Below are 15203 nucleotides of genomic sequence, written 5' to 3' on the forward strand. Positions count from 1 at the left end.
TTAGACCGGTGCCTCAGGCAAGAACAAAGACCGTTTGTTAAAGAGCGGCGACGTGTAGGGCTTGTCCTCGCCGCGGTCATAGTCGGCGTGATAGCGAGCGATGCGCTCCACTTCATTCTTCGATCCCAGGATTACCGGCACACGTTCATGCAGCGCGCGGGGCTGCACATCGAGGATCCGTTCGCGCCCCGTGGTCGACATGCCGCCCGCCTGCTCGACCAGGAAACTCATTGGGCTGGCTTCGTACAGAAGACGCAGGCGGCCCTGCATGGCCGGCGTCTTGAAGTCGCGCGGGTACATGAACACTCCGCCGCGCATCAGGATGCGGTGGACCTCGGCGACCATCGAAGCAATCCAGCGCATGTTGAAATCACGCTCACGGCAACCGCTGCGGCCGTCCTTGCATTCCTGCACATAACGACGCACTGGCGGTTCCCAGAAGCGTTCGTTCGATGCGTTGATCGCGAATTCGCCCGTGTCCTCAGGAATGCGAATGTCCGAATGCGTCAGCACGAAATTGCCAACCTCGCGATCGAGGGTGAAACCGTGCGTGCCGTTGCCGACCGAGATGACGAGCATTGTCGATGGGCCGTATACCGCGTAACCCGCGGCCACTTGCTCATAGCCGGGACGCAGGAATGCGGAGTCGATGGCGGCTGCCCCGGCCTTGAGCCCGGCGGGAACGCGTAACACTGAAAAGATCGAGCCGACCACGCCGTTGATATCGATATTCGACGAGCCGTCGAGCGGATCGAACGCCAGCAAATATTCGCCGCGCGGATACGCGGGCGGAATCGCATACACGTCTTCCATCTCCTCGGACACCATGCCCGCCAGCAGCCCGTCCCACTCGCAGTGCTGCAGGAAGATATCGTTGGTCGCGATATCGAGTTTCTTCTGCTCCTCGCCATGCGTGTTGATAGTCGTGGCCGAGCCGTAGTTGCCACCCAATGCGCCCTTGGTCAGTTGAGCCGAGATGGTCTTGATCGAAGCCGCTACGTCGATCAGTAACGCCGACAATCCGCTGGCCTGAACAGGCGATGGATTACGGTCGAGGGTATCGATCAGGAACTTTGAAAGTGTGGTCCCTCCGTCCAGCATGGCGCACTCCTGGGAGGTGATTAAACTGGTCTGGGCGGCGGCGTGTCGAACACGCGGCTCGCGCGAATATCGGTGGCGGATAGCAAGGTCAGCGCGGCGGTATCGGATGAGCCGCCTCCTTGCATCGCGTCGGCGAAAATACGGCTGGCCTGGCGCAATCGTGCACGGTCGAGCGCATTGCGCACCGAGCGCGCATTCGCAAAATTTGGCTGACGAATGCGGCGCGCAAGATACTCCTCGAACGCGGCGCGCGCCTCTGCGTCGAGGCGGTAGTGCATCCGCGCGAGCATGCCTTCGGCAATCTCGATCAGTTCAGCGACGTCGTAATCCGGGAATGTGACGTGATGCGCGATCCGCGAGCGAAACCCCGGATTACTCTGGAAGAAGGTTTCCATGCGCGACTCGTAGCCCGCAAGAATGACCACCAGGTCCGAGCGCTGGTTCTCCATGACCTGCAAGAGGATCTCGATGGCTTCCTGCCCGTAATCGCGCTCGTTTTCCGGGCGATACAGGTAATACGCTTCATCGATAAACAGCACGCCGCCCATCGCACGCTTGAGCACGTCGCGCGTCTTGGGCGCGGTATGTCCGATGTACTGGCCCACGAGATCGTCGCGCGTAACCGAGACAAGATGCTTGCGGCGGATATAGCCCAGCCTGAACAACACGTCTGCCATGCGCAGCGCGACGGTCGTTTTGCCAGTACCCGGATTACCTGAGAAACACATATGGAGCGTAGGCGCGCCGCTCGCTATGCCAAGCGTTTCGCGCGCCCGCTCGACCAGCAGTTGCGCAGCAATCTCGCGTATGCGCGTCTTCACCGGCGTAAGCCCGACCAGATCGTGATCCAGCTCGGCCAGCACGTCGCCCACTGTCGACTCGCGAAACAGCGCGACGAGATCGACACTCGGTATGTCCGATTTTTCGACTGGTTCGTGGACCGGCAGATCGGCGGTAGCTGACGTCATCGTCATCTCTCCAGTGGCTTGGGTGCTTAGCGGCTTGCGGGCGGCTGGTCGTTCGAATAACCCTTCATCGCGTAGTGCTGCACGCGGCCTTGCACGTCCTGGCGTTCGAGGCGGAAGCCTGGCTCATCCTGCGGACGATTGACGATGAACGACAGCCGCATGGTCTCGAAGCCCCGCACCGAATCGAATGCATTGACCTTGATGTAATGCTGCGGATACGTCGTGCGGCAAGCCTTGACCTCCTGCATCGCGCCGGCTGCGTCTTTCAGATCGAACATTGGCAGGCCCCACATTTCCCAGTAGGTGTTGCGCGGATGCGGGTCGTCGGTGAACTCAACCGAGCAAGCCCAACCCTGCTGCAATGCGTAGTCGATCTGCAAGCCGATTTCCTCGTCGGTCAGTTCCGGAAGAAAAGAAAACGTGCCTTGGGTGATTCGCATGGTTGACCTCTCGTTCAATGGATTGCTTACAGACTTAAAGCATTAGGCCGGTGTCGGCGTGGCGGCAAAGTCGGGCGTGTCGGTGGACGCATAGTTGAACGTCACGTCCCGCCACGTATCGAGCGCCTGCTTGAGCGGCGTACACCAGCGCGCCGCGCTTTCCAGTATTTCGGGCCCTTCGTGCGCAATGTCGCGACCTTCGTTGCGCGCCTTCACCATGACTTCCAGCGCTACGCGGTTGGCCACGGCACCCGCCTGGATGCCGGAGGGATGACCGATCGTGCCGCCGCCGAATTGCAGGATGCAGTCGTCGCCGAACAGGTCCAGCAACTGGTGCATCTGCCCTGCATGAATGCCGCCGGACGCGACCGGCATCACCTTGCGCAAACCCGCCCATGGTTGATCGAAGAAGACGCCGCGCGACAGGTCCACTGGATTGCTCGATTCACGCAACACGTTGTAATAGCCCTGTACCGAAAGCGGATCACCTTCAAGCTTGCCGACAGCCGTGCCGGCATGCGCGTGATCCACCCCGGCCATGCGCAGCCATTTCGCGATCACGCGAAACGAGATGCCGTGATTGCGCTGACGCGTGTAAGTGCTATGTCCTGCACGATGCAGGTGCAGGATCATGTCGTTCTTGCGGGCCCAGCGCGCCATCGACTGGATCGCGGTCCAGCCGATCACCAGGTCGATCATTACGATGCACGAGCCGAGTTCCTTCGCGAATTCGGCGCGTTCATACATCTCTTCCATCGTCCCGGCCGTCACGTTGAGATAGTGCCCCTTGACCTCGCCAGTGGCGGCTTGCGCCCGGTTTACTGCTTCCATCGAAAAGAGGAAACGGTCGCGCCAGTGCATGAATGCCTGCGAGTTGATGTTTTCGTCATCCTTCAGAAAATCGAGGCCGCCCCTCAACCCTTCGTACACGACCCGTCCATAGTTCTTGCCCGAGAGTCCGAGCTTCGGCTTCACCGTTGCGCCGAGCAGCGGGCGTCCGTACTTGTCGAGCCGCTCGCGTTCGACCACGATGCCCGTCGGCGGTCCCTGAAAAGTCTTCAGGTAAGCAACAGGCATGCGCATGTCCTCGAGCCGCAGCGCTTTCAACGGTTTGAAGCCGAACACATTGCCGATGATCGATGCCGTCAGGTTCGCAACCGAGCCTTCCTCGAACAGGTCGAGGTCATAGGCGATATACGCGAAATACTGCGGTTCCGCGCTGCTGGAAGCCGGCACGGGATCCACGCGATACGCTTTGGCGCGGTACATATCGCAGGCGGTAAGGCGGTCGGTCCAGACGACGGTCCAGGTCGCCGTCGACGATTCCCCGGCCACAGCCGCCGCGGCTTCTTCAGGGTCGACGCCGGGTTGTGGCGTGATGCGAAACAGGGCGATCACGTCGGTGTCCTTCGGGACGTAGTCGGGTTGCCAGTAGCCCATCTCGCGATACTTCATGACGCCCGCCGAATAGCGGGAACGCTGGGTCGACGCGTTGGATGCCGGCTCGACAGCGGCCTTGGTGAAGTCGTTCATTACGTTTCCTCGAGAGTGAAGAACGCGCTGCCGGAGCAACGAAGCGCGCGGTGACCAGGCGGATGAAAAGTGAAAATGCCTGCGCTGTGTTTGCAATGTAGGCGCGAGCCGTCCCGAGGGGAATTCACGATTTTCTTCGTCAGGCTTAAGCGATCCGTTAACGTGGGGTACTCCCTAAGGCCGCGTTCCAGAACGTCGTGGGACACTTTGCTGCGGTTCCGCGACAGTCAGGCGCATTCGCCATTGCGTCATCCCGCCGGCGTGTTCCGTATGCGTTCCGAACAAGACGCGCGTGTTTTGGCACGCCGCTTGCGTGTGGTGCTTGCCGGCGCGGTTTGTCGCTGCGGAGTTACGCTGCATTGCGGCAATGCGTTGCGCGGGCATTCCGTTGGATAACTTGATGGAGACGACTATGCAGTGGACGACACCGAGCTACACCGATATGCGTTTTGGTTTCGAAATCACGATGTATATCGCAACGCGTTAAGCGTCAGGCGCCGCCGTCGGCCCGTCGGTGTTCACGGGTAACTGACGTGCGGCTTAGCGTGACCGGTTAGCTGGCTTGCGGTTGACGAGAGCTGCCGCAGCTAACGAAGAAGTTGATAAACCGCCGGTTCCTAGTGCGTCGCCATGACCAGCGTTCCCCGCCATGATTTACGAAACGATCGTCACGACTGCGGCGCACGATGGCCGGCCTCACATCGCGCCCATGGGCGTCCGGTTTGAGGACGGTCTGGCAATTCTTGCCCCGTTTCGCCCCTCTACCACGCTGGATAACATCGTCGCCACGCGTGCGGCCGTAATCAATTTCACGACTGACGTGCGGGTCTTCGCGGGCTGCGTCACGGGTTATTCGAGGGACTGGCCGACGCTTGCCACCACGCGCGTGAATAGCGTGCGGCTGGCCGGTTCGCTGGCGCATACCGAACTTGAGCTCGATACCTTTCAGGACGATCCGCAACGTCCGGTGCTGCGGATGAAAAGTGTATTTAGCGAGACACATGCGCCGTTTGCCGGCTTTAATCGCGCGCAAGCTGCGGTAGTCGAGGGTGCGATCCTGGTGAGCCGGCTGTTCATGTTGCCCGCCGATAAGGTGGACAGCGAGATGGCGTACTTGCAGATTGCCATCGACAAGACCGCGGGCGAGCGGGAGCACATTGCGTGGGACTGGATCACGGCGGCGGTTGCGCGTCATCGCGCGGGCGCTGCGCCATCGCATGAGTTGAACACGTCGACGTCCGAGCGACGCTGAATCATTCCGGAGTCTGTCATGACTGCATTGCTCGCGAGCGTTCGCTCGTCTGAAGAAGCGCTGGATGCCGCGCAGGCCGGGGCTGAACTGATCGATCTGAAGGAACCGGGCAGTGGCGCGCTAGGCGACGTGTCCTTGCCCGAGATTACGCGGATCGTGGCCATGTTGCGCGCGACCTATCCGGTGAAACCGATCAGCGCGACCATTGGTGATGTGTCGACCGAGGCGATCGATGAAATCACGGAACGGGTGATTGAAGTCAGCAATGCGGGTGTCGATTATGTGAAGGTCGGCGTGACGCCTGGGGCTGCGGCGCGGCGTTGCTTGGTTGAGCTCGCGAACTTGCCGGCGGCGGTCATGCCGGTGTTTTTGTGCGATGCGGGTATCGACGTGGAGCTGACTCGCTTTGCAGCGGAGTTGGGCTTTGCGGGAATTGTCTTCGACACTGCCATCAAAGACGGCCGCACGATTTTCGATTGCGTCGATGCGGATACGCTGGCGGTTTGCTTGCGGGCGGCCGGGGAGCACGGTGGGATGACTGGGCTGGCGGGGTCGCTTGGCTGGCCGCAACTAGCGGAGATTCGTGAGCTGGCGCCGGATATTGTGGGGTTTCGCACGGCGTTGTGTGAGGGAGGGCGTGCCGGGCGCCTGGATCCCGTGCGGGTCGCGCAGTGGGCGGATGCCTTGCATCGGAGTGCAGTCGCGGATGCTCAATGAACGGGGGTTTCGTTCGCACTTGGTCGAGGGGCGATGCTAGGGCCGTGGTCGGGGTCAGTGCCGGGTTGCTGCTGCTCAGGTTAGCGGTCAGTTTAAGTTAGTTATGCTATTTATCACTATTAGCCACTGTGCGTGGCCGCCCGTCATTTCTTTGCAAACGCGCAAAGAAACGAAGCAGAGAAACGCGTTTCCAACCATCGGCAAGTTAGTGTCCCTAGCGTGCAGGCTAGAAGTTTTTGGCACCTAATAGCACGGTGCTCGCCAGACTGAAGGATGTTTGAACCCCTCCTTCTCCGAACACCGATACCCACACGCTTCGCCACCAGTGACTGAACCTGCCCAAGGGACACCCCGCGCTATCCGCGTACAACCGCCTCAAGAAATAACCTCGCAGTCCACGTAGCCAACCCACCACGAAATGAGGCAACCAGCACACGTGAGGCCGTCATGGTCCGTGGGGTGCGGTGCTTGCCCGAGAGCGTTGGAGGCGAAGCGTGTTCGTGTCAGGATTCGCGAGAAGGAGGGGTTCAAACATCCTCCAGTCTGGCGAGCACCGCGCTATCAGGTGCCAAAAACTGAGGCCTGCACGCTAGAGACACTAACTAGCCGATTGTTGAGAGGCGTTTTCTTTGCTTCTGTTTCTTTTTCGCCGTCGTGTCGGAAAAAGAAATGAAGTCCCGCCACGGACAGTGGCTAATAGTGATAAATAGAATAACTAACATATAACAACCGCCAGACTGAACAGCAGCAACCCAGCATTGACCCCGACCGCTAATCCCAGAACCTAGCAACCCGGCATCAACTCCACCCACCGACCACCAAAACCTAAAACCCGTCCACCAGCGCGAGCGAAAACCTCTAAACAACTGGAATGTGCAACAACCTATCCCGCATCAACCCGGCGTCGCCCTTATTAAACATCTCCACAACGTAGTTAGCATCCTTCACATGCTTGACGAAGCGCGCATCGACCACCCCTTTCGACGAAAGGGCCTCAAGCGGCGTCCCCGCTTCCACCACACACGACTTCACCACCATCAGCCGCTCGGCATTCAGCGTAGTCGACAACCACGCGGCAAGACTATCCGACGTCGTGTCCCAGTTGGTCATCTCATCAGGCGTATCGCGCATCAGGTCGGTGGGTACCCACACGGCAACCCGGCCATCGCGCAACGCACGGCGAATGCGAATCTCGTTCGATGCGAGCACCAGTTCCGGTAACACCCCCTGCATCAGGATGGCGTACTGCGCCATGGCCAGCAGACACATGTTGTGAGCAGCAAGATCGCCAAACCGCCACTCGCTCTGGTACTGACGAACCGTGTCCGCGAAATCCCCGCCGCCCGGCACAATCACAACCCGCCCGCCGCCCACTTCCCAAAGCTGGGTAAGCCACTCGCGCAGCGACGGGTCGTGACTCAGGCTTCCCCCGATCTTCACCACCCACATGACATGTCCCTCGCTCTGATTTGACTCCGCCCACACACAACGACAACGCCACACGTTCGCGTCAGCTCGTTTCAACTTGCAGCCGTACTGTGGAACCACGCGACGGTGGGCTCGCGTACCCCGTGCAACGATAGCAACGCCACCGCCACACTCGGCGCGCAGGTCGCCATCCATTCCGGCAAATCCAGACTAGCGTTGGGCGCGTCAACCAGCTCACTGAAGTCGATAAAACCACGCCCCTCTCGCTGCGCCAGCGCCTCGACCAAAAACCGCCCGCACCCCGCACCCACCAGCGGCGCGCGCGCAAGCGCCGGATGCGCTTCCATCACGCGCGCAAGGTTCGCCGCGAGGATCTGCATCTGCTCGCTACGCCAGGTTTGCGCGAATTCCCGCCATTCGTGCTCCCCGGCATCGCGGGCATCGTGACCGATCATCCGTGCAATCCGGGCGCGGCTCGCCGCCTCGGTCTTCGGTCCGTTATCGGCACTCGCATGCTGATCGTGCGCCGGCCATAATTCCCCCGTCAACCGATAGACATCCGCCGTCGTCGCGAACCATTCGTTCATCACGTTGACCTGCTCGCCACGAAAAACAATGCGATGCGATACGCCGCACAACGGCGTACGCACCACGCCCTGGTACACCAGCTCTCCGCTGACAAGCCGGGTCGCGTCGTTACAGCCACGCGCCACGACGCGCCCTGCGACGATCGGCACAATATCCGTAGTGGTGCTGCCTATATCGACGAGCAGCGCGTCGCTTACACGGCTCGCGACCCATTGCGCGGTAGCCAGCCAGTTCGCCGATGCCACGTCGCACCAGCCATCGGCACACTCATTGGCTGCCAGCCAGCCCGCCGCTCCCGCAAAAAACCGCGTAGAGGGTCCAAGCCGCTGCGCAAGCGTATCCACGAGGACCCTGACGCCCTGTGCGCGATCGGCGAAGAGATCGACCATCTCACCCGTCATGGTGACCACGTGGCGGGCGCCAGCCTCACGGGCAAGCGGCCAGCGGTCGAGCACATGGTCGATCACCTGCTCCAGATACCCAAGCCCTTGCCACAACGGACACGCCCATTGCGCGATGTCGAGCAACTCGCCGGATGCCGTCACCATCGACACCTTGATATGCGCGCCACCCACATCCCAGCCGAAGACTACGGCATCGGTCTTCATGAGCGCAGCCCCAATGCACACGCTTCGGCATTGGCGCCGCACCCGAGGTGCGACACACCATGTGCCTTGAGCAGATCGCCGGCAAGGTTGCGCCCGAGCCGCGCCGACAGCCCCGCATACGCCGCCGTCAGCCGCGGATTGACCTCGATCACGACCGGCCCGCGCTGCGCGTGCCACACGAGATCAATCCCGACAAAACCGCGTAAGCCATGCAGCGCCGCCACGATCCGTTGCGCCAACGCTTCGAGCGCCATCCCTTGCACGCTCTGCCGGTCGATCTGATCGACCTCCACGCCACTGAATTCGACCACGCGCTCCTTCTTGCCCGCCGCCGCCGTGTCGGGCAAGCCGATCAACTGCCGGTTGATGCTGACCAGTTCGACCTCGTGCTCGCCGCAGACAAGCGAGAGGCTCAACGGCTCGCCATCGACCCATTCCTGCAGGATCGGATTCCGGCCGGCCGCCGCGCGTGCGTCGTACTCGGCGCAGGCATCGTCGAAACGGTCGTAGACGAACGTATCGAGACCGCCCGCGCCGTCGTCGGGCTTGACGACCCAGCGCGCTTGCGCATTCGTCGTGACAGCGCTCACGCCAGGCTCCACCGCGGGTGTCACCGCAATACCGTGCGCTTCGAGGCACGCCGCCGTCGCGCTTTTGCTCGATGCAATCCTGATGGCTTCCTTCGAACATCCCAGCCAGCGCGCCGAGCCCACCGAATCGTGCAAGCGCAGCAACAAGCCGTCGCATTCGGGCGCAATGATCCATGCCCAGTCGTGCAGCCGGGCGACACGCGCGACGAAGCCGGTGATCGATTCACCGGGCATCGCCCTGCAATGACTGAGCGCCGGATCGACGGTTTCAGAGACGGTTTCAAAGCGCGAACTGGCGAACGTCACCTGCACGCCGCCGAGGTCAAGCAGGTCTTTCACCAAGGCATCACGCATCGCACGGCCTTCCACGATGAGCGCGCTAAGATCGAGCAAGCTGGCCTCGCCGGCCAGTGCCGGATCGATACCGCCGCCGGTGAGATACTCGTACACGAATAACTTGGTCAAGGGTTCCTTCCATGCAGGTAATACCCGTACTCGATCTGCTCGACGGTCAAGCCGTGCGCGCCATGCGTGGCGAACGCGCACGGTATCGGCCCATCGAGTCCCCACTGTGCGCGACCAGCGAGCCGCTTGCCGTCGCTCGTGCGTTGCTGGCCGCGACAGGCACGCGCACGCTTTACATTGCCGACCTCGGCGCGATCCTCAAGCGGGGCGATCACGCCCGCCTCCTTGCTGAATTGCTCAACGGGCTCGGTGAAGCTCCCGTCGAAATCTGGCTCGATGCCGGTTACACCGATTTCCCTTCGATGCGCTCGCTGTTCGATCGCATCGAAGTTATCCGTCATGGTCCTCAGCGGCCCGGCCGCGCCACGCTCGTGCCGGTCTTCGGCACCGAGACTCTTCTCAACACCGAAGCACTGCACGAAGCCGCCGGTTTCGCTCCCGTGCTCTCACTCGATCACCGCGCGGGCCGCCTTATTACCGATCTTGCGGACCCATTTGCAATCCGGCCTGACACCTCATGGTGGCCGTCACGCGTGATCGTGATGACGCTCGATCACGTGGGCTCCTACCAGGGTCCCGACCTCGACACCTTCGCCGCTATCCGGGCGCAAGCAGGCCATCGCGAACTCATCGGTGCTGGCGGTATCCGCCATGCTGCCGACTTATCCGCCGCGGCTGAAAGCGGCGCTGCTGCATGGCTCGTGGCGTCCGCCATCCACGACCGGCAACTCGATCTGCCGTCAACAGCAAAACTCTGAGCCGATCACACAATATCCATGCCAACGGACGCGTCGGCGGTTCGCCTGTAATCGTTTGGCAAGGAACCGTGACGACCGTGCCCAGCGGGTGACACTGTGTTCCAGCGCCGCACATACTGTGCTGCGCAGCGGGTGTCATCGGGTGTCATCCGCACGCGGCTGCGGCGCGGGTATCGGCGCCGTTCCCCGATGTTCGCGTTTGCCCGCCGCATGCGCATGGAAACGGGCTGGCGGTGCAACAAACCGGTGCCCCGCTTCAAAAACCGGCATGGACTTTGCACTAGCGGCTCCATGCACCTTTCGTCCTCTCCTCCGTCGAGTGCCGGCACACCGGGCGCGTCCGTCGCGCCTTCATCGTCCCTATCCGCTGCGGCATCCCCGTCCGGCATGCGCGACTGGACCTGCCCGTTCTGCCCCCTGCTCTGCGACGACATCACGACCATCGTGCACGATGACGGCGCCCTGGACGCGCCCGATGTCGATTGCCCGCGGCTCACCCACGCGCTGACGTGGTTCAGTGGGCCCAGTGCAAGCCAGCCGTCCGTCGATGGTCAGGACACCGACCTGGAGTCGGCACTGCGCCGCGCCGCCGATATTCTGAAGAGCGCATCGCGGCCGCTCTTCGGCGGTCTCGCGACCGACGTAGCGGGCGTCCGTGCGCTCTATCCGCTGGCCGCCGGCTGCGGCGCGATCCTCGATCATCTGCACGGCGATGCGATCGCGGCATCGACAGCCGCATTGCAGGATCGCGGCGCGTTCTTCACCACGCTCTCCGAAGTGCGCGCACGTGCCGATCTGCTGATTGTGTTCGATTGCCAGCCGTCCGCGCGTTATCCGCGTTTTTACGAGCGGGTGCTGGGCGGAACGGACCACGCCCGCGACCTGATCTTTGTCGGCTGCGAGGTCGATCCCGCGGCGGATATCGTTGAAAACACCAGCACGCATTCGATCCTCAAGGACGCCGATCCGTATGACATTCTCGCGATCTGGTCCGCGCTGACGGAAGGCCGCGCTGAAGCATCGATCCGCGACGATACCGGCATGGCGAACGCGCTTGCGACGCTGGCCGAGCGCGTAAGCGCGGCGCGTTATACGGCGGTCGTCTATGAACCGGCCGCGTTGCCGGGGCCACATGCGGCGTTGCTGATCGAAGCGTTGAACCGGATCGTCAAGGCCGTGAACCGGACGACGCGCGCAGGCGCGCTCGCGCTCGGCGGTGACGATGGCGCATTGAGCGTCAATCAGGCCGTCACGTGGCTATCGGGTTTTCCGCTACGCACGCGCGTGTCGATGCCCACGCGCCTCGCACACGAGCCGCCGCTCGATCACGATCCAATGCGTTATCGGACGGCACGGCTTCTGGCAGCGGATGAAATTGATGCGCTCCTGTGGGTCGCGAGTTTTCAGCCTGAGCCGCTGCCCCAAGGTCTCGCCGATAACGTCCCGGTCGTCGTGCTCGGACATCCCGCGATGAGAAGTTTGCTCGGCGCACGCACTGGGTCGACGGTATTCATTCCGGTGGCGACACCCGGCGTGGACAGCGGCGGCCATCTGTTTCGCATCGACGGCTCGGTGGTCGCGCCGCTGACCGCGACACGCGTCACGGAACTCCCGACGGTCGCGGCCATAGCGGCGCGATTGTCCGATTTGTCCGACGCAAGGAGCCAGCCATGAGCCTGACACGGCTTAGGGGCGGCACTCTTTACGATCCGGCCAACGGCGTCAATGGCGAACGCCGCGACCTGTACATGCGCGACGGCCGGTTGGTCGATGCGGAACCCGCTGCTGCCATCGATCAAGATTTCGATGCCACCGGCATGATCGTGATGGCGGGGGGCATCGACCTGCATTCGCATATCGGCGGCGGCAAGACCAATCTCTCGCGCTTGCTGTTGCCGGAAGATCATCGCGGCAGCGCTGCTGGCAATGGCTTCGGCGCTGGCGAAGAATCCACCGATGGCCGCTATCTTCGGCTACCGTCCTGCGGTGTATGTACACCCGGCACGCTCGCGACGGGTTATCGATACGCGGAGATGGGATACACCGCCGCCTTCGAGCCCGCGATGATGCCCTCCAACGCGCGCCACACGCACCTGGAAATGGGCGACACGCCGATCATCGATCACGGCGCGTACGTGATGCTCGGCAACGACGAACTGTTCCTGCAACTGCTTGCGCAACGCGACAGCTTCGAGCGTCTGCGCGATTACGTCGGCTGGACGATGCACGCGAGCAAGGCGCTCGGTGTGAAGGTGGTCAACCCCGGCGGCATTTCGGCGTTCAAGTTCAACCAACGCTCGCTGAACGTGGACGAGCAGCATGTTCACTACGGCATCACGCCGCGCGAAGTGCTGCATGCTTTATCGCGTGCACTAACCGAATTGCGCGTGCCGCATCCGCTGCACGTACATGCAAGCAACCTGGGCGTGCCGGGCAACATCGACTCGACGATCGCGACCATGGACGCCGCCGACGGCCTGCCCATCCACCTGACCCACATCCAGTTTCATAGCTATGGCGTGGAAGGGCCGCGCAAGTTTTCATCGGGTGCACGCGCGATTGCCGACGCGGTGAATGCGCGGCCGAACGTGTCTATCGATGTCGGCCAGATCATTTTCGGGCAGACCGTCACCGCGTCCGGCGACACCATGATGCAGTTCAAGAACGCACCGCTTGGGACACCAAAGAAGTGGATAGTCGGCGACATTGAATGCGACGCGGGCTGCGGAATCGTGCCATTCCGCTATAGAGAGCAGAGTTATGTGAACGCGTTGCAATGGATTATCGGACTGGAAATTTTCCTGCTGATCGACGACCCGTGGCGCGTATCGATGACCACCGATCACCCTAACGGCGGCCCTTTCACGAGTTATCCGCACCTGATCCGCTTGCTGATGGACAAGGGTTTTCGCGACGAGCAACTCGCGAAGCTCAACCCCGAAGCGCAGGTAGCAAGCGCGCTACCGGAGTTACAGCGCGAGTTCTCGCTGTACGACATCGCGATCATCACCCGCGCTGGTCCGGCACGTTTGCTCGGCTTGAAAGATCGCGGCCATCTGGGCGCGGGCGCGGCGGCGGATATCGCGGTGTATCGCGACGAGGCGGATAAAGAACGGATGTTCACATCGCCGGCGTATGTGTTCAAGGACGGACAACTGGTCGCCCGCGACGGCACGCTGGTTGCCACGCCGACCGGCGGCATCCACTATGTCTCGCCCGATTTCGATCACGGTATAGAGAAGACCTTGCGGGCTTATAGCGCGAAGAATCTGGTCGGCAATCCCGTACACGCGGCCATCAGCGACGATGAAATCTGTTCGTGCTGCCGCGGCGGCAGTCTCTTGCCGGTTGCCTGCCTGAACGCCGGGGCCTGAGCGCCATGCAGATCAACGACACCCTCATCGACGATACCTTCGCGGAAGCTTTCCCGATGAAAGCGACGCGGCTCGTCATCACCGCCCACACGCCGGTCTGGGCGAACCATGCAGCAACGTCGCTGACGGGCTTCGCCACGTCGGTTATCGGCTGCGGCTGCGAAGCGGGCATCGAACGGGAACTCGCGCCGCATGAAACGCCCGACGGCCGGCCAGGCGTCTCGGTGTTGCTGTTCGCGGTATCGACGAAGGAACTGGCGAAGCAGGTCGAGCGGCGCGTCGGGCAATGCGTGCTGACCTGCCCGACCACGGCGGTCTATAGCGGTATCGACCCGGCCACAAGCCGCGCGCCTCTCTCCGACAACGCCCCGCTCGGCAGCAGCCTGCGTTTCTTCGGCGACGGCTGGCAAATCGCCAAGATGCTCGGCGACACGCGCTACTGGCGCGTACCCGTGATGGACGGCGAGTTCGTCGCTCAGGAAAGCACGGTCACGGTGAAAGCCGTAGGCGGCGGCAACCTGCTGTTGCTCGCACGGGATATGGACTCGGCCCTGCGCGTCGCAGAAAGCGCCGTGGCCGCGATGCGCCGTTTGCCGAACGTGATCATGCCGTTCCCCGGCGGCGTGGTGCGCTCCGGTTCCAAAGTGGGCTCGAAATATGCTGCAGCACCGGCATCCACGAACGACGCCTTTTGTCCGACGCTCATCGGCTTGTCGCCGAAAAGCGAACTGGACGCCGAGGTCGGCTGCGTGCTGGAAATCGTGATCGACGGGCTGACCGACAGCGACGTCGGCGCCGCGATGACCGCGGGCATTACAGCCGCCGTGGGACTCGGGCGGGCGGGCGGCGTGTTGCGAATATCGGCGGGAAACTACGGCGGGAAATTGGGCCCCTATCACTTCCATTTGCGCCAGCTTGCGGCCGGCGTGGAAGGGAGGCGCGCATGAGCACGACGACGCTGCGGGTCAGGAGCGCGCCCGGATGCCGTGTCGACGCGGAGCAACTTCTGCCTGCTGCGCTTGCGGCGCTCACTGTGGCGCAGATCGGACGGATCGTGCTGCCGGCGGGTAACGAGACCTGCGCGGCCGGCGATTTGTTCGACATATCGCGTACGGAAGGGGACGTGGCGGCGCTCGTGATCGAAGGCGAGGTGCAATGGCTCGACCGCCTGGGCGCGAATCTGGCGGAAGGCCGGATCGACGTCCAAGGCTCAACCGGCAACCACACGGGCTTTCGCATGGCGGGAGGTGAATTGCACGTCAGTGGTCATGCCGGAGATTTCACCGGCTGCCAGATGAGCGGCGGCCGCCTGACGGTGGACGGCAACAGCGGCGACTTCGCGGCGGGTCCGCTGCCCGGCGACATGGAAGGCATGACAGGC

General features: G+C 62.4%; 14 protein-coding genes and 1 pseudogene. 8 read left to right on the forward strand and 7 right to left on the reverse strand.

The window, feature by feature from the left end; genetic code table 11:
- The 4 genes from EOS_RS14030 to EOS_RS14045 are packed head-to-tail and all read right to left on the reverse strand — an operon-like array spanning position 1 to position 4042.
- Positions 1-1101 (reverse strand): class 1 fructose-bisphosphatase, encoded by a 1101-nt coding sequence (locus EOS_RS14030; RefSeq protein ID WP_047847262.1) that lies wholly within the window; start codon positions 1099-1101, stop codon positions 1-3.
- A gap of 20 nt (positions 1102-1121) precedes the next feature.
- Positions 1122-2069 carry a CbbX protein gene (gene cbbX, locus EOS_RS14035; RefSeq protein ID WP_047847274.1) on the reverse strand — a complete coding sequence of 316 codons (948 nt, stop codon included), beginning with the start codon at positions 2067-2069 and terminating at the stop codon, positions 1122-1124.
- 26 nt (positions 2070-2095) lie between these two features.
- Positions 2096-2509 (reverse strand): ribulose bisphosphate carboxylase small subunit, encoded by a 414-nt coding sequence (locus tag EOS_RS14040; RefSeq protein ID WP_047847263.1) that lies wholly within the window; start codon positions 2507-2509, stop codon positions 2096-2098.
- A gap of 42 nt (positions 2510-2551) precedes the next feature.
- Positions 2552-4042 carry a form I ribulose bisphosphate carboxylase large subunit gene (locus EOS_RS14045; protein ID WP_047847264.1) on the reverse strand — a complete coding sequence of 497 codons (1491 nt, stop codon included), beginning with the start codon at positions 4040-4042 and terminating at the stop codon, positions 2552-2554.
- A gap of 412 nt (positions 4043-4454) precedes the next feature.
- Between EOS_RS14045 and pqqA the strand changes: the two genes are divergently transcribed.
- The 3 genes from pqqA (at position 4455) to EOS_RS14060 (ending at position 6011) form a co-directional block, all read left to right on the forward strand.
- Entirely contained in the window at positions 4455-4529 is a 75-nt protein-coding gene (gene pqqA, locus EOS_RS14050; RefSeq protein ID WP_013342881.1) for a pyrroloquinoline quinone precursor peptide PqqA, read from the forward strand.
- Positions 4530-4691: 162 nt separating this feature from the next.
- Entirely contained in the window at positions 4692-5294 is a 603-nt protein-coding gene (locus EOS_RS14055; protein WP_047847265.1) for a DUF447 domain-containing protein, read from the forward strand.
- A gap of 18 nt (positions 5295-5312) precedes the next feature.
- Positions 5313-6011, forward strand: coding sequence for a (5-formylfuran-3-yl)methyl phosphate synthase (locus EOS_RS14060; RefSeq protein ID WP_047847266.1), 699 nt, complete (start codon positions 5313-5315; stop codon positions 6009-6011).
- 858 nt (positions 6012-6869) lie between these two features.
- Here EOS_RS14060 and EOS_RS14065 read toward each other — a convergent pair.
- From EOS_RS14065 to EOS_RS14075, 3 genes are all read right to left on the reverse strand, one after another.
- Positions 6870-7460, reverse strand: coding sequence for an amino acid kinase family protein (locus EOS_RS14065; RefSeq protein WP_047847267.1), 591 nt, complete (start codon positions 7458-7460; stop codon positions 6870-6872).
- Positions 7461-7531: 71 nt separating this feature from the next.
- Positions 7532-8635 carry a hydantoinase/oxoprolinase family protein gene (locus tag EOS_RS14070; RefSeq protein ID WP_047847268.1) on the reverse strand — a complete coding sequence of 368 codons (1104 nt, stop codon included), beginning with the start codon at positions 8633-8635 and terminating at the stop codon, positions 7532-7534.
- Complete coding sequence (locus EOS_RS14075; protein ID WP_047847269.1) at positions 8632-9690, reverse strand: ATP-grasp domain-containing protein; 1059 nt, start codon at positions 9688-9690, stop codon at positions 8632-8634. The genes EOS_RS14070 and EOS_RS14075 overlap by 4 nt, the downstream gene beginning before the upstream one ends.
- Positions 9691-9701: 11 nt before the next feature.
- Between EOS_RS14075 and EOS_RS14080 the strand changes: the two genes are divergently transcribed.
- The 5 genes and pseudogenes from EOS_RS14080 to EOS_RS14100 all read left to right on the forward strand — a co-directional run.
- Positions 9702-10448 (forward strand): HisA/HisF-related TIM barrel protein, encoded by a 747-nt coding sequence (locus tag EOS_RS14080; RefSeq protein ID WP_047847270.1) that lies wholly within the window; start codon positions 9702-9704, stop codon positions 10446-10448.
- Positions 10449-10739: 291 nt separating this feature from the next.
- Positions 10740-12122, forward strand: coding sequence for a molybdopterin-binding domain-containing protein (locus EOS_RS14085; RefSeq protein WP_047847275.1), 1383 nt, complete (start codon positions 10740-10742; stop codon positions 12120-12122).
- On the forward strand, positions 12119-13822 hold the full coding sequence (locus tag EOS_RS14090; protein ID WP_047847271.1) for a formylmethanofuran dehydrogenase subunit A: 1704 nt from the start codon (positions 12119-12121) through the stop codon (positions 13820-13822). The genes EOS_RS14085 and EOS_RS14090 overlap by 4 nt, the downstream gene beginning before the upstream one ends.
- 5 nt (positions 13823-13827) lie before the next feature.
- Positions 13828-14769, forward strand: a complete 942-nt coding sequence (gene fhcD, locus EOS_RS14095) for a formylmethanofuran--tetrahydromethanopterin N-formyltransferase (RefSeq protein ID WP_047847276.1) — start codon at positions 13828-13830, stop codon at positions 14767-14769.
- Positions 14766-15203 (forward strand): annotated as a pseudogene (locus EOS_RS14100) (formylmethanofuran dehydrogenase subunit C); the annotation flags it as partial. The gene fhcD and the pseudogene EOS_RS14100, both read left to right, overlap by 4 nt.

Source organism: Caballeronia mineralivorans PML1(12), from assembly GCF_001028175.1.
GTDB classification, from domain to species: domain Bacteria; phylum Pseudomonadota; class Gammaproteobacteria; order Burkholderiales; family Burkholderiaceae; genus Caballeronia; species Caballeronia mineralivorans.